Here is a 20,431-nt window from a genome sequence, read left to right on the forward strand (position 1 = left end):
AATCGACAAAAAGTCCAGGTCAGCTATGGAGCTTCGGCGACATGTCGGACATATGCCCACGGTTCTCGGTGGAGTTGACGCTCTCAGGAACGTTTCGGCGGCTTGCTCGTTGACCTCGGAGCACCGCCGACGACCGGTGGCGCGGCTCCGGCCTGCCCGTTCCGTCCCGTTCGCGCCCCGCCGGGCGGGCCCGGGTCAACCGAGGACCCGGGCCACCGCCGCCGCCTCGCGCTCGGCCGCCGCGCGCAGGCCGGCCTCCGAGGGGCCCTCGCGCAGCACCGAGCGGCTCGCCGAGGGCAGCACCTGGCCGAGCGCGGCGCCGAAGACCCGGGGCAGGTCGTCGGCGGTAGCGCCCTGCGCGCCGAGGCCGGGCGCCAGGAGGGGGCCGTTGATGGTCAGTTCGAGGGATGAGTCCCGGTTCGTCGCGCCGACCACCGCGCCGAAGGAGCCCCAGGGCTCGGCGCCCGCGTTCTCCCGCGCGAGCCGGTCCAGCACCGACTGGGCCAGCGGCACGCCCGACGCGGTGCGGGCGGTCTGCGGCTCGGCGCCCTCCGGGTTGGAGGTGCGGGCCAGCACGAACGCCCCGGCGCCGTCCGCGCGGGCGCGCTCCAGCGCGGGGCGCAGCGACTCGTAGCCCAGATAGGGCGCGAGGGTCACCGCGTCGCAGCGCAGCGGGGCGCCCGCGCCGAAGTACGCGCCGGCGTACGCCGTGACGGTCGAGCCGATGTCGCCGCGCTTGACGTCCAGCAACACCAGCGCCCCGGCCGACCTGGCGTCGGCGACGGCGCGTTCCAGCACGGCGGCCCCGCGCGCGCCGTGGCGTTCGTAGAAGGCGGACTGCGGCTTCAGCACCGCGACCCGGTCGGCGAGTGCCGCCACCACGGTGTCGGTGAAACGGGCGAGCCCCGAGGCGTCGTCGTCCAGCCCCCAGGCCGCCAGCAGCTCGGGGTGCGGGTCGATGCCGACGCAGAGCGGGCCGCGCCGGTCCATGGCGTGGCGCAGCCGGGCGCCGAACGGGGCCGGCGGCGGGACGGGGGCGTTCGGCGCGGCGTCGGTCACGGGTGGGAACTCCTCACGTCCGCGCCGACGGCGTCGGCGAGTGTGGTGTGCGGGCTGGCCGCCAACCGCCGGGCCAGGCCCCGGTGGAGAGCGCTGGTCCAGCCGGGTCCCGCGTAGACGAAGCCGCTGTAGCCCTGGACCAGGGTGGCGCCGGCGAGCACGCGCTCCCACACGTCGTCGGCGTTCTCCACACCGCCGACGCCGATCAGGGTGACGCGGTCGCCGACCCGGGCGTAGAGCCGGCGGAGCACGGCGAGCGAACGCTCCCGCAGCGGGGCGCCCGAGAGGCCGCCGGCGCCGAGGGCGGCGACCGCCTCGGGGCGGGCACGCAGGCCCTCGCGGGAGACGGTGGTGTTGGTGGCGATGATCCCGTCCAGGCCCAACGCGACGGCCAGGTCGGCGACCTGGTCCAGGTCCTCGTCGGCGAGGTCGGGCGCGATCTTCACCAGCAGCGGCACCCTCCGGTCGGGAACGGAGCGGTCGGCCGCCTCGCGGACCGCCGTCAGCAGCGGACGCAGCCGGCTGGTGGCCTGGAGGTCGCGCAGTCCCGGGGTGTTGGGCGAGGAGACATTGACGACCAGATAGTCGGCATGGCGCGCCAGGCGTTCGGTGCTGGTGACGTAGTCCTGGACGGCATCCGATTCGGGGACGGCCTTGGTCTTGCCGATGTTGACGCCGAGCGCGGGGCGGTCGGAGCCGAGGGCGGCGAGACGCGCGGCGACGGCCGCCGAGCCCTCGTTGTTGAAGCCCATCCGGTTGACCAGCGCGCGGTCGGTGGGCACCCGGAAGAGCCGCGGCGTGGGGTTGCCGGGCTGCGGCTGGCCGGTGACGGTGCCGATCTCGACGAAGTCGAAGCCGAGCAGCGCCAGGCCGCGGACGCCCACCGCGTTCTTGTCGAAGCCGGCGGCCAGGCCGAACGGTCCCGGCAGCCGCATCCCCAGCGCCTCGACGGCCAGGGCCGGGTGCGGGGGCGCGAAGCGGGCGGCGACGGCGGCGCGCAGCCCGGGGACGCGCGCCGCGAGCCGGATCAACGCGAACGCGCCGTGGTGGGCGCGCTCCGCGTCGATCCGACGCAGCACCGTGCGGTAGGCCAGCCGGTAGAGACGGTGGTCGCGCGGGTCGCGTGCGGCGCTCATCGGGTGCGCGCCGCGATCAGCTTCTGGGCGTGCTCCTGGAGCGAGGCGACGCCCACGTCGTCCCGCAGCAGCGCGTCGATCCCCTGCACCGCGGCGGCCAGCGCCTGCACGGTGGTCAGGCAGGGCACGCCGCGGGCGACGGCCGCGGTGCGGATGTCGTAGCCGTCGAGCCGGCCGCCGGTGCCGAAGGGGGTGTTGACGATGAGGTCGACCTGTCCGTCGTGGATCAGCTGGACGACGGTCGGCTCGCCCTCGGGCCCGGTGCCCTCGCCCTGCTTGCGGACCACGGTGCAGTCGATGCCGTTGCGCCGCAGCACCTCGGCGGTGCCCGAGGTGGCCAGCAGCTCGAAGCCGTGCTCCAGCAGGGCGCGCGCGGGGAAGACCACGGCGCGCTTGTCGCGGTTGGCGACCGAGACGAAGGCGCGACCGCGCAGCGGCAGCGCGCCGTAGGCGCCGGCCTGGGACTTGGCGTAGGCGGTGCCGAAGACCGAGTCCACGCCCATCACCTCGCCGGTCGACCGCATCTCGGGGCCGAGGACGGTGTCCACGCCGCGCCCGTGCACGTCGCGGAACCTGGCCCAGGGCAGCACGGCCTCCTTGACGGAGATCGGCGCGTCCAGCGGCAGCGTCCCCCCGTCGCCCTCGGCCGGGAGCATCCCCTCGGCGCGCAGCTCGGCGACGGTCGCGCCGAGCGAGATCCGGGCGGCGGCCTTGGCCAGCGGCACCGCCGTGGCCTTGGAGGTGAACGGAACGGTGCGGGAGGCGCGGGGGTTGGCCTCCAGCACGTAGAGGATGTCGCCGGAGAGCGCGAACTGGATGTTGATCAGACCGCGGACCCCGACTCCCCTGGCGATGGCCTCGGTCGAGGCGCGCAGCCGCTTGATGTCGTGGCCGCCGAGGGTGATCGGCGGGAGGGCGCAGGCCGAGTCGCCGGAGTGGATGCCGGCCTCCTCGATGTGCTCCATCACGCCGCCCAGGTACAGTTCCCGGCCGTCGTAGAGGGCGTCGACGTCGATCTCGATGGCGTCGTCGAGGAACCGGTCGATCAGCACCGGGTGTTCGGAGATCAGCCCGGCGTGGTGGCGCAGGTACTCCTCCAGCGCGGTCTCGTCGTAGACGATCCGCATCCCCCGGCCGCCCAGCACGTAGCTGGGGCGGACCATCACCGGGTAGCCGATGCCGGCGGCGATGGCGCTGGCCTCCTCGAAGGAGAACGCCGTCCCGTACTTGGGCGCGGGCAGCCCGGCCTCGGCCAGCACCCGGCCGAAGTGGCCGCGCTCCTCGGCCAGGTTGATCGCCTCGGGCGAGGTGCCGACCACCGGCACGCCGTTGTCCTTGAGCGCCTGGGCCAGCCCGAGCGGGGTCTGGCCGCCGAGCTGGACCAGGACGCCGGCGACGGGGCCGGCCAGGGTCTCGGCGTGCACGATCTCCAGGACGTCCTCCAGGGTGAGCGGCTCGAAGTAGAGCCGGTCGGAGGTGTCGTAGTCGGTGGAGACGGTCTCGGGGTTGCAGTTGACCATGACCGTCTCGTAGCCGGCGTCGCTGAGCGCGAAGCAGGCGTGGACGCAGGAGTAGTCGAACTCGATGCCCTGGCCGATGCGGTTGGGCCCGGAGCCCAGGATGATCACGGCGGGGCGTTCGCGCGGGGCGACCTCGCTCTCCTCGTCGTAGGAGGAGTAGAGGTAGGGGGTGCGGGCGGCGAACTCGGCGGCGCAGGTGTCGACGGTCTTGTAGACCGGACGCACGCCCAGCGCGTGCCGCACCTCGCGCACCACGTCCTCGCTCAGGCCCCTGATGCCGGCGATCTGGGCGTCGGAGAAGCCGTGCCGCTTGGCGTGGAGGAGCAGTGCCGGGTCGAGTCTCTCGGCGTCGCGCAGCTCGTCGGCGATCTCCCTGATGAGGAAGAGCTGGTCGACGAACCAGGGGTCGATGCGCGTGGCCGCGAAGACCTCCTCGGGGGTGGCGCCGGCGCGGATGGCGCGCATCACGGTGCCGAGCCGCCCGTCGGTGGGGGTGGCGGCCAGCCGCAGCAGCCGCTCCCGGTCCTCGTCGGGCGCGGGCGCGCCGGTGAAGTCGAAGGGCGCGTCCTTCTTCTCCACGGAGCGCAGCGCCTTGTTGAGCGCCTCGGCGAAGTTCCGGCCGATGGCCATGGCCTCGCCGACGGACTTCATGGTGGTCGTCAGCGTGGCGTCGGCAGCGGGGAACTTTTCGAAGGCGAACCTGGGGACCTTGACCACCACGTAGTCGAGCGTCGGCTCGAAGGAGGCGGGGGTCTCCCGGGTGATGTCGTTGGGGATCTCGTCGAGGGTGTAGCCGACGGCGAGCCGGGCGGCGATCTTCGCGATCGGGAAGCCGGTCGCCTTGGACGCCAGCGCGGAGGAGCGGGAGACCCGGGGGTTCATCTCGATGACGACGACGCGTCCGTCGTCCGGGTTCACCGCGAACTGGATGTTGCAGCCGCCGGTGTCGACGCCGACCTCGCGGATGACGGCGATGCCGATGTCCCGCAGCACCTGGTACTCGCGGTCGGTCAGCGTCATCGCGGGCGCGACGGTGATGGAGTCGCCGGTGTGCACGCCCATCGGGTCCAGGTTCTCGATGGAGCAGACGACCACCACGTTGTCGTTGCGGTCCCGCATCAGCTCCAGCTCGTACTCCTTCCAGCCGAGGATGGACTCCTCCAGGAGCACCTCGGTGGTCGGCGAGAGCGCGAGGCCCTGGCCGGCGATGCGCCGCAGCTCGTCCTCGTCGTAGGCGAACCCGGAGCCGGCGCCGCCCATGGTGAACGACGGGCGGACCACCACCGGGTAGCCGCCGAGCCCCTCGACCCCGGCCAGCACCTCGTCCATGCTGTGGCAGATCACCGAACGGGCGGACTCGCCGTGCCCGGTGCGCTCGCGCACGGCGGCGACCACGTCCTTGAACCGCTCGCGGTCCTCGCCCTTGTGGATGGCCTCGACGTTGGCGCCGATCAGCTCCACGCCGTAGCGCTCCAGGATGCCGTCGCGGTGCAGCGCGACGGCGGTGTTGAGCGCGGTCTGGCCGCCGAGGGTGGCCAGCAGCGCGTCGGGGCGCTCCTTGGCGATGATCTTCTCGACGTACTCGGGGGTGATGGGCTCGACGTAGGTCGCGTCGGCGATCTCGGGGTCGGTCATGATCGTCGCCGGGTTGGAGTTGACCAGCACGACCCGCAGCCCCTCGGCCCGCAGCACGCGGCACGCCTGGGTGCCCGAGTAGTCGAACTCGGCCGCCTGGCCGATGACGATCGGGCCGGAGCCGATGACCAGGACGGACTCGATGTCGGTGCGCTTAGGCACGCTGGTCCTCCATCAGGGAGACGAAGCGGTCGAAGAGATAGGCGGCGTCGTGCGGCCCGGCGGCCGCCTCCGGGTGGTACTGCACGCTGAAGGCGGGCCGATCCACCAGCCGCAGCCCCTCGACCACGTTGTCGTTGAGGCAGACATGGGAGACCTCGGCGGGGCCGAACGGGGTCTTCGCCGTCGCGTCCAGCGGTGCGTCGACGGCGAAGCCGTGGTTGTGCGCGGTGACCTCGACCCGGCCGGTGGACAGGTCCTTGACCGGCTGGTTGATGCCCCGGTGGCCGTACTTGAGCTTGTAGGTGGGGAAGCCGAGGGCGCGGCCGAAGACCTGGTTGCCCAGGCAGATCCCGAAGAGCGGGGTGCCGCGCTCCAGCACGCCGCGCATCAGTTCGACCGGGTGGTCGGCGGTGCCCGGGTCGCCGGGGCCGTTGGAGAAGAACACCCCGTCGGGCCGGGCCGCGTAGACCGTCTCCAGGTCGGCGGTGGCGGGCAGCACGTGCACCTCGACGCCGCGCTCGGCCATCCGCCGGGGGGTCATGCCCTTGATACCGAGGTCGACGGCGGCCACCGTGAACCGCCGGGGCCCGACGGCCTCCACGACGTAGGGCTCCTCGGTGGCGACCTCGTCGAAGAGCGGCGCGCCGACCATGGCGGGCGCGGAACGGACCCGCTCCAGCCGGGCCGCCGGCCCCTCGGCGAGCGCGTCGCCGGAGAAGATCCCGCACCGCATCGCGCCGCGTTCCCGCAGGTGGCGGGTGAGGGCACGGGTGTCGACGCCCTGGATGCCGACGATGCCCTGGGTGGCCAGCTCCTCGTCCAGGCCCCGGCGCGAACGCCAGTTGGACGGCGCGCGGGCCGGGTCGCGCACCACATAGCCGGCGACCCAGATCCGGCGGGACTCGGGGTCCTCGTCGTTGACGCCGGTGTTGCCGACGTGCGGGGCGGTCATGACGACGATCTGGCGATGGTAGGACGGGTCGGTCAGGGTCTCCTGGTAGCCGGTCATGCCGGTGGAGAAGACGGCCTCGCCGTGGGTCTCGCCCACCGCGCCGTACGCCAGGCCGGTGAAGACCCGGCCGTCCTCCAGGACCAGCTCGGCGGGGGTCCTTCCGCCGGGCCGGGTGATGGCGTTCATCGTGCGCCCTCCGGTTGGTTCGTCTGCGAGGGCCGGGCGACGTCGGCCGGCGGGTTCGGGTGGTGGTGGCCGAGGGCCTCGACCCAGGCGGCGTGCTCGGACGCCCGGTCGGAGCGGAAGCCAGAGTCGAGTACCCGCTCGCCCAGCCGCCAGGTGATCACCAGCAGGCCGCCCTCGGTGAGGACCTTGCCCGCGATGCCCTTGTCGAGGCGGGCGCCGAGCACGTCCTCGGCCGGGATCAGGAAGTCGCCGGCACCGGGCCTGGCGACCCGGACGCCCCGCTCGGTCAGGGCGACCTCGGCGCGGCTGCGCACGCCGAGTCCGTGGGCGACGATCCGCTCCAGCCACTGGCCGGCGACGGTCGAGCCGTGGTAGCGGCCGGTGAACGACAGCCGAGACGCGCCCGGCTCGGCCGGCAGCGGCTCGGGCTCCGGCAGGTCGCTCTGGAGGGTGGCGCGCCACTTCCAGCCCTGCCGCATCAGCCAGTAGACGAGGACGACCAGCAGCAGCAGGCCGATGACCCAGCCGATGCGCTCGGCCCAGTCGGTGACCGGCTGCGAGCGCCGCTCCCCGTCCTCGGCGGCGAGCGTGACCAGCAGGGTTGCTCCGGGGGTCATACCAGGGCTCCGTTCCGCAGCGTGGCCCGGCCGCGCAGCCAGGTGTCGGTGACCCGGCCGGGGAGTTCCAGGCCACGGTAGGGGCTGTTGCGGCTGCGGGAGGCGAAGGCCCCCGGCTCGACGGGGGCGCGGTGCGCCGGGTCCAGGAGCGTCAGGTTCGCCGGCTCGCCGGCGGCGACCGGACGGCCGTGCCCGGGCAGCCGGCCGATGGCGGCGGGGCGGGTGGACATCCGGTCGGCCACCTGCGACCAGTCGAGCAGCCCGGTGTCGACCATGGTGTGCTGCACCACCGACAGCGCGGTCTCCAGGCCGACCATCCCCATGGCGGCCGCGCCCCACTCGCAGTCCTTGTCCTCGTGCGGGTGGGGGGCGTGGTCGGTGGCGACGCAGTCGATGGTGCCGTCGGCGAGCGCCTCGCGCAGCGCGAGGACGTCCTGCTCGGTGCGGAGCGGCGGGTTGACCTTGTAGACCGGGTCGTAGGAACGCACCAGCTCGTCGGTGAGCAGCAGGTGGTGCGGGGTGACCTCGGCGGTGACCCGCCAGCCCTTGGACTTGGCCCAGCGCACCAGCTCGACGGAGCCGGCCGTGGAGAGGTGGCAGACGTGCACCCGGGAGCCGACGTGCGCGGCGAGCAGCACGTCCCTGGCGATGATCGACTCCTCGGCGACGGCCGGCCAGCCGGCCAGCCCCAGCTCGGCGGAGACGACGCCCTCGTTCATCTGGGCGCCCTCGGTCAGCCGTGGCTCCTGGGCGTGCTGGGCGATCACGCCGTCGAACGCCTTCACGTACTCCAGCGCGCGCCGCATGATCACCGCGTCGTCCACGCACTTGCCGTCGTCGGAGAAGACGACGACGCCGGCGGCCGACTCGTGCATCGCGCCCAGCTCGGCCAGTTGCTTGCCGCCGAGGCCGACGGTGACGGCGCCGACGGGCTGCACGTCGCAGTAGCCGGAGGCGCGGCCGAGCCGCCAGACCTGCTCGACGACGCCCGCGGTGTCGGCGACGGGGAAGGTGTTGGCCATGGCGTGCACGGCCGTGAAGCCGCCGGAGGCCGCCGCCCTGGTGCCGGTGAGCACCGTCTCGGAGTCCTCCCGGCCCGGCTCCCGCAAATGCGTGTGGAGGTCGACGAGGCCGGGCAGCAGCACGCGGCCCTCGGCCTCGACCACGGTGGCGCCCTCGGCGGTCAGGCCGTCGCCCACCTCGGCGACGGTCTCGCCGTCGATCAGCACGTCCCGTGCCGGCCCGCCGAGGAGCCTGGCGCCTCGGATCAGCGTCCGCTGGGTGTCGCTCATGCTCGCTTCCCTTGTGTCGCTTCGGCGCCGCGCGGCGTGGCGCCCTTCGGTTCTTCGTCGCCGGGGCCCGCGCCGCCCAGCAGCAGGTACAGGACCGCCATCCGCACGTCGACGCCGGCGGAGACCTGCTCCACGACGGTGCAGCGCGGGGAGTCGGCGACCTCCGCGGTGATCTCCATGCCGCGGTTCATCGGGCCGGGGTGCATCACGACGGCGTGCTCCGGCATCCGCGCCATCCGCTCCCCGTCGAGGCCGTAACGGCGGGCGTACTCCCGCTCGGTGGGGAAGTACGCCGCGTTCATCCGCTCCCGCTGGACGCGCAGCATCATCACCGCGTCGGAGTCGGGCAGCACCGCGTCCAGGTCGTAGGAGACGGCGCACGGCCACCGCTCGACACCGACCGGCACCAGCGTCGGCGGGGCGACGACGGTGACCTCGGCGCCCAGCGTGGTCAGCAGCCGCACGTTGGAGCGCGCGACCCGGCTGTGCAGGATGTCGCCGACGATGGTGACGCGCCGGCCGGCGAGGTCGGCGCCCGGCTCGCCGCCGGCCAGCCGGCGGCGCAGCGCGAACGCGTCCAGCAGCGCCTGCGTCGGGTGCTCGTGGGTGCCGTCGCCCGCGTTGACCACGTGGCCGCCGATCCAGCCCGAGGTGGCCAGGCGGTGGGGGGCGCCGGAGTCGTGGTGGCGGATGACGACGGCGTCGGCGCCCATGGCCTGGAGGGTGAGCGCCGTGTCCTTCAGGGACTCGCCCTTGGAGACCGAGGAGCCCTTGGCCGAGAAGTTGATGACGTCGGCGGAGAGCCGCTTGGCCGCGGCCTCGAAGGAGATGCGGGTCCTGGTGGAGTCCTCGAAGAACAGGTTGACCACCGTGCGGCCGCGCAGCGTGGGGAGTTTCTTGATCGGCCGGCCGGCGACGCGGGACAGCTCCTCGGCGGTGTCGAGGATCAGCACGGCGTCGTCGCGGGTGAGGTCGGCGGCCGAGATGAGGTGGTGCTTCATCGTGGGTGTGCCTTCCTGGAGGCAGGAGGGTGCCGGGTGTGCGGGGTGGGAGTCGCCGGGGATCGCCCCGGGGTGGCGCGCGAGTGGGGCGCTATCGGCCGGTCTCGGGGGCGCGGGTGCCGAGCAGCACGCCGTCGTGGCCGTCCTCCTCGGTGAGCCGGACCTTGACGGTCTCGCGCAGCGAGGTCGGGATGTTCTTCCCGACGTAGTCGGCGCGGATCGGCAGCTCGCGGTGGCCGCGGTCGACGAGGACCGCCAGCTGGACGGCGCGCGGGCGGCCGATGTCGCCCAGCGCGTCCAGCGCGGCCCTGATGGTGCGCCCGGAGAAGAGCACGTCGTCGACCAGGACGACCAGCCGCCCGTCCACCCCGGACTCGGGGATCTCGGTGCGGCCCAGCGCGCGGGCCGGGCGCAGCCGCAGGTCGTCGCGGTACATCGTGATGTCGAGCGAGCCGTGCGGGACCGGGTGCCCGGTGATCTCGCGGAGCCGGTCACCCAACCGGCGGGCTAGACAGACCCCCCTGGTGGGGATGCCCAGAAGCAGCACGTCGTCGGCGCCCTTGGCGCGCTCGACGATCTCGTGCGCGATGCGGGTCAACGCCCGCGCGATGTCCGGCGCCTCCAGGACGGAACGGGCCGGGCTCGTGTCGTGGTCACCACTCATGGGTGTGCGGACCTCCTTGGCCGCCTCACGGGACGGACGTTAAAGGATGTCGGGTGGAACGGCCTCGACCCTATCAGGGCGTTCCACACGCTCCGCATCGTCCCAGGTCAGAGGAAACTCTCTGGCCTCGGCTTGACGAGAGATATCACGCTGCGTAACCTCACAGTGAGTTACGAAAAGCCGTCCGGGGAGACACATGTCCAGCGAATACGCCAAACAGCTCGGAGCCAAGCTCCGGGCCATCCGCACCCAGCAGGGTCTGTCGCTTCACGGGGTCGAGGAGAAGTCCCAGGGCCGTTGGAAGGCCGTGGTGGTCGGTTCCTACGAGCGCGGCGACCGGGCCGTGACCGTGCAGCGCCTCGCGGAGCTGGCGGAGTTCTACGGCGTGCCGGTCCAGGAGCTGCTGCCGGGCTCGACGCCCGGTGGCGCCGCCGAGCCGCCGCCGAAGCTGGTTCTGGACCTGGAGCGCCTGGCCAACGTGCCGAGCGACAAGGCCGGTCCGCTCCAGCGCTACACCGCCACCATCCAGAGCCAGCGCGGCGACTACAACGGCAAGGTGCTCTCGATCCGCCAGGACGACCTGCGCACCCTCGCCGTGATCTACGACCAGTCGCCCTCGGTCCTGACCGAGCAGCTGATCAGCTGGGGCGTGCTGGGCGCGGACGCGCGGCGGGCCGTGCAGGCCGAGGAGGGCTGAGCGCGCGGCGGGGCGGGGCCGGCTCCCCGTGAGGAGATCCGGCCCCGCCCCGCTCGCTTCCGTGCGTCGCGTCAGCGGCGCAGGGTGGGCTTGAGGTCCTTCAGCCGTCCGAGCAGTCCGTTGACGAAGGTCGGGGACTCCTCCGTGGAGAACTCCCGCGCCAGCTGGACCGCCTCGTCGAGCACCACGGCGTCCGGCGTCTCGTCCTCCCAGATCAGCTCGAAGGCGCACAGCCGCAGGATGTTGCGGTCGACGACCGGCATCCGGTCCAGCGGCCAGCCCACGGTGTACTGGGCCAGCAGCTCGTCGATGCGCTCCGCCCGCTCGACGTAGCCCTCCACCAGCCGCCTGGTGAACTCGCTGACCGGCGGCTGGCGTTCGTCCGTGGTCGCCAGCCTGGCCCAGTCGGCGAGCACCTCGGTGGGCTTGGCGCCGCGCTGGTCGGCCTCGAAGAGGATCTGAAGGGCTCGTTTGCGCGCCTTGCTGCGGGCAGCCACGGTTAGCTGTTCACCCGGCCAAGGTATTCGCCGGAGCGGGTGTCGACCTTGATCTTCTCACCGGTGGTGATGAAGAGCGGGACGCCGATCTCGTAGCCGGTCTCCAGCTTGGCCGGCTTGGTGCCACCGGTGGAGCGGTCGCCCTGCACACCGGGCTCGGTGTACTCGATGACCAGCTCGACCGCCGCCGGCATCTCCACGAAGAGCGGGTTCTCCTCGTAGATGGCCACGGTGCAGTCCTGGCCCTCCAGCAGGTAGTTCGCCGCGTCGCCCACCGTCTCGGGGTTGATCGGCAGCTGGTCGTAGGTCGAGGTGTCCATGAAGACGTAGTCGGCGCCGTCCTTGTAGGAGAACTGCATCGACCTGCGGTCGACCGTGGCCGTCTCGACCTTGGTACCGGCGTTGAACGTCTTGTCCACCACCTTGCCGGAAAGCACATGCTTGAGCTTGGTGCGCACGAAGGCGCCGCCCTTGCCGGGCTTGACGTGCTGGAACTCGACTACGGACCAGAGCTGGCCCCCGTCGAGCTTGAGCACCATGCCGTTCTTGAGGTCGTTCGTGGTGGCCACGGTCGTGGATTCTCCTGAGGCTGCCGCTAGTGGACCGACCCGTCACTCCCGGTCCGCTGCCGCCTGGGCTTCACAGTGCCAGGAGTTCCTTGGTCGTGATGGTGAGTAGCTCGGGCCCGCCGTCCGCCGGGGGACGGACGACGAGTGTGTCGTCGATCCGGACTCCGCCCCGGCCCGGGAGATGCACCCCCGGCTCGACGGTGACCGGAACACAAGCGCTCAGTCTACCCATGGCCGCCGGCCCCATCCGAGGGTCCTCCCCCATTTCCAGCCCCACCCCGTGCCCGGTGACCGGCCCCAGGGCCTTGCCGTGGCCCGCCGCGGTCAGCACCTCGCGGGCCGCGCGGTCCACCGCCCGGTACTCCACGTCCGGGGCCAGCGCCTCCCGCGCGGCCCGCTGGGCGGCGAAGACCACGTCGTAGAGCTCGATCTGCCAGTCCGCCGGGCTGGTGCCGATCACGAACGTCCGCCCGATCCGGCAGCGGTAGCCGCGGAAGCGCGCGCCCAGCCGGACCGTCAGGAAGTCGCCCTCCTCGACCCTGCGGTCCGTCGGCCGGTGCCCCGCCAGCCCCGAGTGGCTGCCGGTGGCGACCGAGGTGGGGAAGGCCGGCCCGTCCGCGCCGTGGTCGACCAGCCGCCGCTCCAGCTCCAGCGCCAGATGCCGCTCGGTGCGGCCCACCAGGATCGACTCCAGCAGCTCGCCCAGCGCGCGGTCGGTGATCTCGGCCGCCGCCCGCAGCGCGGCGATCTCGTCCTCGTCCTTGACCACCCGGCGCCCCTCGACCGCGCGCCCCAGGTCCGTCAGCCGCGCCCCGGGGACGCCGGCCAGCACCGCGCGGTGCCGGGCCACCGTCAGCTGGTGCTCCTCGACCGCGATCTCGCCCGCGCCCTCCTCGACCGCCAGCGCGACGGCGGCCTCCACCGGATCGGCCTCGCCGTCCAGCGCCACCACGCGCGGCCCGCCCAACTCCCCCAGCGGGCCGCCAGGACTCTCCGCCGGGTCCCAGTGGCCGAGCAGCACGTCGCCGCCGGAGCGGCGCACCAGCAGCGCGGCGCCCGAAGGGGCGGGCCCGACCAGATAACGGACGTTGGCCGGCCCGGCGACGACGGCGGCGCCGTTCCTCGGGGAACAGCGGGCGCGCAGCCAGGATCGTCGAGCCGCGTGAACCTCGGACATGGGTCGAGCCTACGCAGCGGACGGCCGGCCGGCCGCCTGGAGAGGTCCTAACGAGCGGCGACCGCGCCGCGGCGCCCCGGAAGGTCGCCGGCGCGGCGTCCACCACCGCGGCGGGTCGCGTCGCGCCTGGCGCGCGCCCGGGCTCAGCGGCGCGCGTTCACCACTGCGGCGGGCTGTGCAGGCTGCGGGTGACCGCCTCGTCCAACATGCGGGCGGTGGTCGCCACGTCGTGGCGTGAGTTGTCGATGATGGGCAGCCCCGAGCCGTACCAACCGGCCATCCGGCCGTGGATCGTGGCGACCTCCTCGTCGGAGAGCCGCCGGGTGCCGCTGCGCTCCGCGTTCCGCTCCAGCACCACGTCGAGGCCGGGCAGCAGCACCACGGGGATCAGCCCCGGGCCGACGTGGCGCTTCCAGCCGCCGAGGCCGACGGCCGGGCGGTCGGGGAAGACCGCGTCGTCGAGGATGCACGAGATGCCGTTCGCCAGGTAGTTGCGCGCGGCGAAGCCGCAGGTCCTGCGTGCCAGCCGGTACTGGGCCTCGGACCTGTCGTCCCAGCCGGTGCGCGGGTCGGCGAAGCCGGAACGCACCCACTCGCGCACGTCGTCCAGGCTGATGTGCGCCGTGGGCACCTGGCGGCGGTCGGCCCAGTAGCGGGCGACCGTGGTCTTGCCTGCGCCGGCCGGGCCGATCAGCAGCACGGCGACGCCCGCGTGGTGCACGTCGGGCAGCACCGTGGCGGGCGCCGGGGCCGGGACCGTGTGGCCCGGCGGCAGTCGGAGGTGCCCGGCAGTGCCGCCGTCGAGCGGCGCGGGCGGTGGTGAGGGCATTCCACCGGGTTGTTGCATCCGCTCCCCACTCCGTTTTCTCCCCTGCGCGAGCCCCGGCTCGCGCACCCGTTCCGGTGTGACACACGGTACCGCTCCCCGGGCGCGGTCCGGGAGGCGGCAGCCGCTCGACGGGCGCCTCAGCCCGCCGGCTCCGCCACCAGCGCGCGCAGCGCGAGCAGGTAGGAGTCGATGCCGAAGCCGGCGACGGTGCCCGTGGCGACCTCGGCGACCACCGAGGTGTGCCGGAACTCCTCCCGCCGGTGCGGGTTGGAGATGTGCACCTCGATCAGCGGCGCGGTGAGCTGTGCGGCGGCGTCCCGCATCGCGTAGGAGTAGTGGGTGAACGCGCCCGGGTTGAGCACCACGGGCACCGAGCCGTCGGCCGCCTCGTGCAGCCAACGGACCAGCTCGCCCTCGTCGTTGGTCTCCCGCACCTCGACGGACAGGCCCAACTCGGCGCCCAGCGCCGTGCAGCGGGCCACCAGCCCCGCGTAGGAGGTGCTTCCGTACACGTCGGGCTCGCGGGAGCCCAGCCGGCCCAGGTTCGGCCCGTTGAGCACCAGGACCCGGCGGTCGGTGGTGGTCTCGGCTCCGCTCACGCGCGCGACTCCCCTCGCGTTGCCGTGCGTTCTGTCATCAGTCGGCGATCTCCGCGTGCGCGGCCAGCAGCGCCGCCGGGTCGGGGCCCTCCAGCACCGTGGGTCTGGCCAGCCCGTCCAGGACGATGAAGCGCAGCAGGTCGCCCCTGGTCTTCTTGTCGACGCGCATGGTCTCCAGCAGCCGGGGCCACTGGTCGCCCCGGTAGGTCACCGGCAGGCCGACGGAGGCCAGCACGTCACGGTGCCTGGCGGCGGTCGCCTCGTCCAACCGGCCGGCGATACGGCCCAGCTCGGCGGCGAAGACCATGCCGACGGAGACCGCGGCGCCGTGCCGCCAGCGGTAGCGCTCGTTCTTCTCGATGGCGTGCGCCAGGGTGTGGCCGTAGTTCAGGATCTCGCGGCGGCCCGACTCCCTCAGGTCCTCGGAGACCACCTCGGCCTTGACCCGGATCGAGCGCTCGATCAGCTCGGCCGTGTGCGGGCCAGCCGGGGTCCTGGCGGCCTCCGGGTCGGACTCGACCAGGCGCAGGATCTCCGGGTCGGCGATGAAGCCGGCCTTGATCACCTCGGCCAGGCCCGAGACGTAGTCGTGCACCGGCAGCGAGTCCAGCGCCGCCAGGTCGCACAGCACCCCGGCCGGCGGGTGGAACGCGCCGACCAGGTTCTTGCCCTCGGCGGTGTTGATGCCGGTCTTGCCGCCGACGGCCGCGTCGACCATGCCCAGCACCGTCGTCGGCACGGCGATCCACCGCACCCCGCGCAGCCAGGTCGCCGCGACGAAGCCGGCCAGGTCGGTGGTGGCGCCGCCGCCGACACCGACGATCACGTCACTCCGGGTGAACCCGGTCTGCCCCAGCGCCGACCAGCAGTAGGCGGCGACCTCGGCCTGCTTGGCGTCCTCCGCGTTGGGCACCTCGACCGTGATCGCCTGGTACCCCTGGGCCGCCAGGTCCTCGCGGAGCGCCTGCCCGGTCTCGGCCAGCGCCTCGGGGTGCAGCACCGCGACGCGCTGGGCGGCCGTGCCGACCAACGCCGGCAGCTCGCCGAGGAGTCGGCGCCCGATGAGCACCTCGTACGGGGCGGTGCCGGCGCTGCCGCCGACGGTGACCCGCAGGGGCGCGGCCGGCTCGACGGAGGGTTGTGGGGTGGTGCCGCTGCTCATGCCGGGTGGTGCTCCAATGCGTCGATGACGGCCGTGGCGACCTCGTCCGGGGTGCGCTCCGCGGTCTCCACCACGGCCCTGGCGACCTCGGTGTACCAGGGCCTGCGCTCCTCCATCAGGGCGCGCCAGCGCTGTCTTGGGTTGATCGCGAGCAGGGGGCGCGGCACGTCCAGGCCGACGCGGCGGACCGCCTCGGCCAGCGCCACGTCGAGGAAGACGACCGGGAGCCCGGCCAGCAGCGCGCGGGTCTCCGGGTCGTGGACCGCGCCGCCGCCCAACGAGAGGACCCCGTCGTGCTCGGCGACCGCGCGGCGGACCGCGGCGGCCTCCAGCGCGCGGAACGCCGGCTCGCCGTCGTCCAGGAAGATCTCGGGGATGGGCTTGCCCGCCTCGGCCTCGACGTCCGCGTCGGTGTCGCGCAGGGTGACGCCGAGACGCTCGGCCAGCAGGGTGCCGACGGTGGTCTTCCCCGATCCCGGCGGGCCCACCAGGACCACGGCCGGGGCGCTCACCTGATCTCCAGGTGGGCCAGGAACGACTCGACGTTGCGGCGGGTCTCCGCCACGTTGTCGCCGCCGAACTTCTCCGCGAGCGAGTCGGCGAGGACGAGGGCCACCATCGCCTCGGCGACGATCCCGGCCGCGGGGACCGCGCAGACGTCGGAACGCTGGTGGTGGGCGGCGGCGGCCTCGCCGGTGGCGGTGTCGACCGTGGCCAGCGCGCGGGGCACGGTGGCGATGGGCTTCATGGCCGCCCGCACCCGCAGCACCTCGCCCGTGGACAGCCCGCCCTCGGTGCCGCCGGAGCGCCCGGAGGCGCGGCGGATGCCCTCGGGGGTGGCGTGGATCTCGTCGTGCGCCTGGGAGCCGGGCACGCGCGCCAGGTCGAAGCCGTCGCCCAACTCGACGCCCTTGATGGCCTGGATGCCCATCAGGGCGCCGGCCAGCCGGGCGTCCAGGCGCCGGTCCCAGTGCACGTGGGAGCCGAGGCCGACCGGGACGCCGTAGGCGACGACCTCGACGACCCCGCCGAGGGTGTCGCCGTCCTTGTGGGCCTGGTCGATGACGGCCACCATCGCCTCGCTGGCCTCGGCGTCCAGGCAGCGCACCGGGTCGGCGTCGAGCGCCGCCACGTCCTCGGGGCGCGGCAGAACGCCGGCGGGGGCCTTGGCGCCGCCCAGCTCGACCACATGCGAGACGAGCTCGATCCCGGCGGTCTCCCGGAGGTAGGAGCGGGCGACGGTGCCGAGCGCGACGCGGGCCGCCGTCTCCCGGGCGGAGGCGCGCTCCAGGATGGGGCGGGCGTCGTCGAGGCCGTACTTCTGCATCCCCGCGAGATCGGCGTGGCCGGGGCGGGGACGGGTGAGGGGCGCGTTGCGCGCCAGCTCGGCCAGCTCGGCCGGGTCCACCGGGTCGGCGGCCATCACCTTCTCCCACTTGGGCCACTCGGTGTTGCCCACCATGATCGCCACGGGCGAGCCGAGGGTGCGGCCGTGCCGCACGCCGCCGAGGAAGGTGACCTCGTCCCGCTCGAACTTCATCCGGGCGCCCCGGCCGTAGCCGAGGCGGCGGCGTGCCAGGGCGTCGGCCACCAGCTCGGTGGTGATCGGCACCCCGGCGGGCAGCCCCTCCAACGTCGCGACCAGTGCGGGGCCGTGTGACTCCCCCGCGGTCAGCCAGCGCAGCCTGCTCAACGGTGCTCCTCGGATGCGAAAACCCTGCGTGTCACCCCGATCTTGCCACGCCCCGCCGACAGCCGGCTCACCCGTCTGCCTCGCGAGACGGGCGCCCGGGGGCGCGGACGGCCGGCGCTCAGCGAGCGGCGAGCGCCGCCTCGCCGGCCGCGCGCATCGCGGCGACCGGTGCCGGCGCCAGGCCGGTCATCAACTCGACCTGGCAGACCGCCTGGTGGACCAGGAGGTCGAGGCCGCCGACCACCCGCCCGCCGGCCGCCGACCAGGCCCCGGCCAGCGCCGTCGGCCACGGCTCGTAGAGCACGTCGAAGAGCACCCCGGGGTCGGCCGGCACCGCGCCGGCCAGGGCGTCGGTCGCCCCCGCCGGGGTGGTGGCGACCACCAGCGGGGCGCGCAGCGCCCGCTCCGCCTCCGCCCAGGGCGCGGCGACCACGCGCACGCCCAGGCGCTCGCCCCAGGCGCGCATCTCCTCCGCGCGCGCCTCGCTGCGCACACAGGCGGTGACCTCGCGCGCCCCGAGCCGAGCGAGCGCGGCCAGCGCGGAGGCGGCGGTGGCCCCCGCGCCCAGCACGGTGGCCCGTTCGACCTCGGTGACGCCCCGTTCGGCGAGGGCGGCGACCAGGCCGGGGATGTCGGTGTTCTCGCCGAGGGCGCGCCCGTCGTCGGTGAGGACCACGGTGTTCACGGCGGAGACCGAGGCGGCGGTGTCGCTGACCTCGTCCAGCAGCGGGATCGCCGCGCGCTTCAGCGGCATGGTCAGCGACAGGCCGGCCCACTCCTGGCCCAACCCGCTGAGGAAGGGGGCCAGTGCGTCCTCCCCGACCTCGAACCTGTCGTAGCTCCAGTCGGTCAGCCCCAGCGCCCGGTAGGCGGCCAGGTGCAGCGCCGGGGAGAGCGAGTGGGCGATCGGCGAGCCGAGCACGGCGGCGCGGCGGGTGCCGGCGGGGCGTGGGGTGGCTGTCATCCGCCGCTCTCCTCGCGGTTGCGGGACTGGACCTCGTTGAAGTCCTGGACGTTGCGCTCGTGTTCCTCGTCGTCGGCGGTGAACCGGGTGTCGCCCGGTTCGACGGTGACGAAGAACAGCCAGTCGCCCTCGGTGGGGTTGAGCGCGGCCTCCAGCGCCTGGTGGCCCGGGTTGTCGATGGGCCCCGGCGGGAGCCCGTACTCGACATAGGTGTTGTAGGGCGAGTCCAGATTGGTGTCGTCGAGGGAGACGTCCAGCGTGGAGCGGCCGAGCGCGTAGTTGATGGTGGAGTCGAACTGGAGCTTCATGTCGATGTCCAGCCGGTTGTAGACCACCCGCGCGACCTTGCCGAACTCGTCGTCCTCCTGCGCCTCCGCCTGAATCAGCGAGGCGATGGTCAGCACCTCGCGCGGGGTGTGTCCCAGCTGCTCGGCGGCGGTCTCCAGGCTGATCCCGTCGAACTCGGCCTCCGCGCGGTCGACCATCTCCGTCAGCAGTTCCTCGGCGGTGACGTCCCCGCCCACGTCGTAGCGGGAGGGGAAGAGGAAGCCCTCCGGGTCGCCCTCGGCCCAGTCGGGCAGGCCCAGGTCGGCCGACTCGGCGACCTGCTCGGTCTCGCCCTCGCCGAGCCCGAGGCGTTCGTCGATCAACGCGTAGATGTCCGTGGCGCGTTTGCCCTCGGGAATGGTCAGGGTGTTGAGCGCCTCGGGGTCGGTCATGGCGGCGACGGCGGCCTCGGCCGACATCTGCTGGCGGAGCGTGTATACCCCGGGTTGGATGGACGCCTCGGCGGACTCGGCGGCCTCCACGAAGGCGTCGTGGCTCTTGACCACGTCGGCGCCCTTGAGGATGTTGCCCATGTCGGAGAGGACGGAGCCGGCCGGGATCTCGACCTCGACCTCGCCCGTGCCCTCGCCCGAGTAGTCGGGTGCCGGGCCGAAGCGGTCCTGGTAGAAGCCGTAGCCGTACCAGCCGGCCCCACCGACACCGGCCACCACCACGGCGGCCAGCAGCAGACAGCCGCAGCCGCCCCTGCGCCGGGAGCCGCGCTCGCGGCGGCCGCCGTCGTCGCCCCGGTCGTCCTCGTCGTCGTCCCGGCGGCGGAAGAAGTCGGACTCGCCGGCGTCGGGGCCCGGGTCCCAGCCCGTCTCGGGGTCGGGCCCCGGGTCGTTGCCGTCCCTGGCGTGCGGCACCTCGACGGCCGGCATCGCCTGGGTCGCGCCGTGCCCCTGTTCCCCCTGGTCCCCCGGTGCGGGGTGCTGGCCCTGGTGCGGGTGTCCCCCCTGGTCGTGGGGGTGGCGCGGGGCGGGCGGGGAGAGGTCGTGCTGGGCGGTGCCCTGGTCGGGGTAGGGCGCCCCGCCCCTGGCCTGGGTGTCGTAGCCGGGCGACGCGAAGCCGCCGGTGTCGTAGCCGCCCGCGCGGTAGGAACCGGTGTCGTAGCCGCCGGTCTGGTAACCGCCGGTGTCGTAGCCGCCCGTCTGGTAGCCGCCGGTGTCGTACGCGCCGGACTCGTAGCCGCCCGAGCCGTAGCCCTGCCCGCCGTAGCCGCCCTGCTGCTGGCCTCCGCCGTACCCGTGGGCGCCGGTGTCGTAGCCGTCCGAGGGGTATCCCTGCCCCTGGGAGGGGTGGCCCTGATGCCCCTGGTCGCCCGGGTACTGCTGCTGCGGAACGCCGCCGTCCCAGCCCTGCTGACCGCCCCGCGCACCCTGGTGCCCCGGGTCCTGATAGCCCTGCCCCGGATACCCCTGGCCCTGGTAGGAGGGGTTCTGGTAGGAGGGATCCTGGTACGAGGGGTCCTGGTAGCCCTGCGGGTAACCCGCCGCCTGCTGACCGCCCGGCCCCCGGCCGTACGCGTCGAAGTCCCCGGCGCCCTGCGGCGGATGACCCTGCCCGGGGGGCGGGTACCCCTCGGGCCAGTCACGCTCACCGTAGAGCGGGTCGTCCGGGTACCACGGTTCGGAGCCGGAGCCCCGGCCGTAATCAGTCATCGATCCCCTAGTGCAGCAAGGTGGCAGCCCCG

The 20,431-nt window shown here is 73.7% G+C and carries 19 protein-coding genes; 1 reads left to right on the plus strand and 18 read right to left on the minus strand.

Translation table 11 applies throughout. From position 1 onward, the window contains the following. Positions 1–195: 195 nt before the first annotated feature. From pyrF to pyrR, 8 genes are all read right to left on the minus strand, one after another. Positions 196–1,059 carry an orotidine-5'-phosphate decarboxylase gene (gene pyrF, locus CRP51_RS06015; protein ID WP_281259635.1) on the minus strand — a complete coding sequence of 288 codons (864 nt, stop codon included), beginning with the start codon at positions 1,057–1,059 and terminating at the stop codon, positions 196–198. After that, positions 1,056–2,195: a quinone-dependent dihydroorotate dehydrogenase gene (locus CRP51_RS06020; protein WP_097229969.1), complete on the minus strand. Its 1,140-nt coding sequence runs from the start codon at positions 2,193–2,195 to the stop codon at positions 1,056–1,058. Before CRP51_RS06020 ends, pyrF begins: the two co-directional genes overlap by 4 nt. Then, positions 2,192–5,512, minus strand: a complete 3,321-nt coding sequence (gene carB / locus CRP51_RS06025) for a carbamoyl-phosphate synthase large subunit (RefSeq protein ID WP_097229970.1) — start codon at positions 5,510–5,512, stop codon at positions 2,192–2,194. The genes CRP51_RS06020 and carB overlap by 4 nt, the downstream gene beginning before the upstream one ends. Continuing rightward, the gene (carA, locus tag CRP51_RS06030) at positions 5,505–6,650 is read right to left on the minus strand and encodes a glutamine-hydrolyzing carbamoyl-phosphate synthase small subunit (RefSeq protein ID WP_097229971.1); all 1,146 of its coding nucleotides are present in this window, start codon (positions 6,648–6,650) and stop codon (positions 5,505–5,507) included. Before carA ends, carB begins: the two co-directional genes overlap by 8 nt. Then, complete coding sequence (locus CRP51_RS06035; protein ID WP_097229972.1) at positions 6,647–7,267, minus strand: PH-like domain-containing protein; 621 nt, start codon at positions 7,265–7,267, stop codon at positions 6,647–6,649. Before CRP51_RS06035 ends, carA begins: the two co-directional genes overlap by 4 nt. Continuing rightward, positions 7,264–8,559 carry a dihydroorotase gene (locus tag CRP51_RS06040; RefSeq protein ID WP_097229973.1) on the minus strand — a complete coding sequence of 432 codons (1,296 nt, stop codon included), beginning with the start codon at positions 8,557–8,559 and terminating at the stop codon, positions 7,264–7,266. Before CRP51_RS06040 ends, CRP51_RS06035 begins: the two co-directional genes overlap by 4 nt. After that, a complete protein-coding gene (locus tag CRP51_RS06045) occupies positions 8,556–9,560 on the minus strand; it encodes an aspartate carbamoyltransferase catalytic subunit (RefSeq protein WP_097229974.1) in 1,005 nt (334 codons plus the stop codon). Before CRP51_RS06045 ends, CRP51_RS06040 begins: the two co-directional genes overlap by 4 nt. Before the next feature lie 91 nt (positions 9,561–9,651). Further along, positions 9,652–10,224 (minus strand): bifunctional pyr operon transcriptional regulator/uracil phosphoribosyltransferase PyrR, encoded by a 573-nt coding sequence (gene pyrR / locus CRP51_RS06050; RefSeq protein WP_097229975.1) that lies wholly within the window; start codon positions 10,222–10,224, stop codon positions 9,652–9,654. 196 nt (positions 10,225–10,420) lie between these two features. On the opposite strand from pyrR, the gene bldD reads away from it, so the two are divergent. Beyond that, entirely contained in the window at positions 10,421–10,921 is a 501-nt protein-coding gene (gene bldD, locus CRP51_RS06055; RefSeq protein WP_062215586.1) for a transcriptional regulator BldD, read from the plus strand. Between the two features lie 71 nt (positions 10,922–10,992). Here bldD and nusB read toward each other — a convergent pair whose 3' ends face one another. The 10 genes from nusB to mltG all read right to left on the minus strand — a co-directional run bounded on the left by nusB (position 10,993) and on the right by mltG (position 20,399). Further along, positions 10,993–11,418, minus strand: coding sequence for a transcription antitermination factor NusB (gene nusB, locus CRP51_RS06060; protein ID WP_097229976.1), 426 nt, complete (start codon positions 11,416–11,418; stop codon positions 10,993–10,995). Between the two features lie 2 nt (positions 11,419–11,420). Continuing rightward, positions 11,421–11,987, minus strand: coding sequence for an elongation factor P (gene efp / locus CRP51_RS06065; RefSeq protein ID WP_097229977.1), 567 nt, complete (start codon positions 11,985–11,987; stop codon positions 11,421–11,423). A gap of 70 nt (positions 11,988–12,057) precedes the next feature. Further along, on the minus strand, positions 12,058–13,164 hold the full coding sequence (locus CRP51_RS06070) for a M24 family metallopeptidase (RefSeq protein WP_097229978.1): 1,107 nt from the start codon (positions 13,162–13,164) through the stop codon (positions 12,058–12,060). A gap of 157 nt (positions 13,165–13,321) precedes the next feature. Beyond that, entirely contained in the window at positions 13,322–14,059 is a 738-nt protein-coding gene (locus CRP51_RS06075; RefSeq protein ID WP_425472758.1) for an AAA family ATPase, read from the minus strand. A gap of 71 nt (positions 14,060–14,130) precedes the next feature. Next, positions 14,131–14,592 carry a type II 3-dehydroquinate dehydratase gene (aroQ, locus tag CRP51_RS06080; protein WP_097229980.1) on the minus strand — a complete coding sequence of 154 codons (462 nt, stop codon included), beginning with the start codon at positions 14,590–14,592 and terminating at the stop codon, positions 14,131–14,133. Between the two features lie 37 nt (positions 14,593–14,629). Next, positions 14,630–15,754, minus strand: coding sequence for a 3-dehydroquinate synthase (gene aroB, locus CRP51_RS06085; RefSeq protein ID WP_097229981.1), 1,125 nt, complete (start codon positions 15,752–15,754; stop codon positions 14,630–14,632). Continuing rightward, on the minus strand, positions 15,751–16,266 hold the full coding sequence (locus CRP51_RS06090) for a shikimate kinase (RefSeq protein WP_097229982.1): 516 nt from the start codon (positions 16,264–16,266) through the stop codon (positions 15,751–15,753). The genes aroB and CRP51_RS06090 overlap by 4 nt, the downstream gene beginning before the upstream one ends. Next, a complete protein-coding gene (gene aroC / locus CRP51_RS06095) occupies positions 16,263–17,447 on the minus strand; it encodes a chorismate synthase (protein ID WP_097229983.1) in 1,185 nt (394 codons plus the stop codon). Before aroC ends, CRP51_RS06090 begins: the two co-directional genes overlap by 4 nt. A gap of 118 nt (positions 17,448–17,565) precedes the next feature. After that, positions 17,566–18,411, minus strand: a complete 846-nt coding sequence (locus CRP51_RS06100) for a shikimate dehydrogenase (RefSeq protein ID WP_097229984.1) — start codon at positions 18,409–18,411, stop codon at positions 17,566–17,568. Then, a complete protein-coding gene (gene mltG / locus CRP51_RS06105; protein WP_097229985.1) occupies positions 18,408–20,399 on the minus strand; it encodes an endolytic transglycosylase MltG in 1,992 nt (663 codons plus the stop codon). Before mltG ends, CRP51_RS06100 begins: the two co-directional genes overlap by 4 nt. Between the last annotated feature and the right edge of the window lie 32 nt (positions 20,400–20,431).

It is taken from the genome of Streptomyces zhaozhouensis, from assembly GCF_900230195.1.
Taxonomy (GTDB): domain Bacteria; phylum Actinomycetota; class Actinomycetes; order Streptomycetales; family Streptomycetaceae; genus Streptomyces; species Streptomyces zhaozhouensis.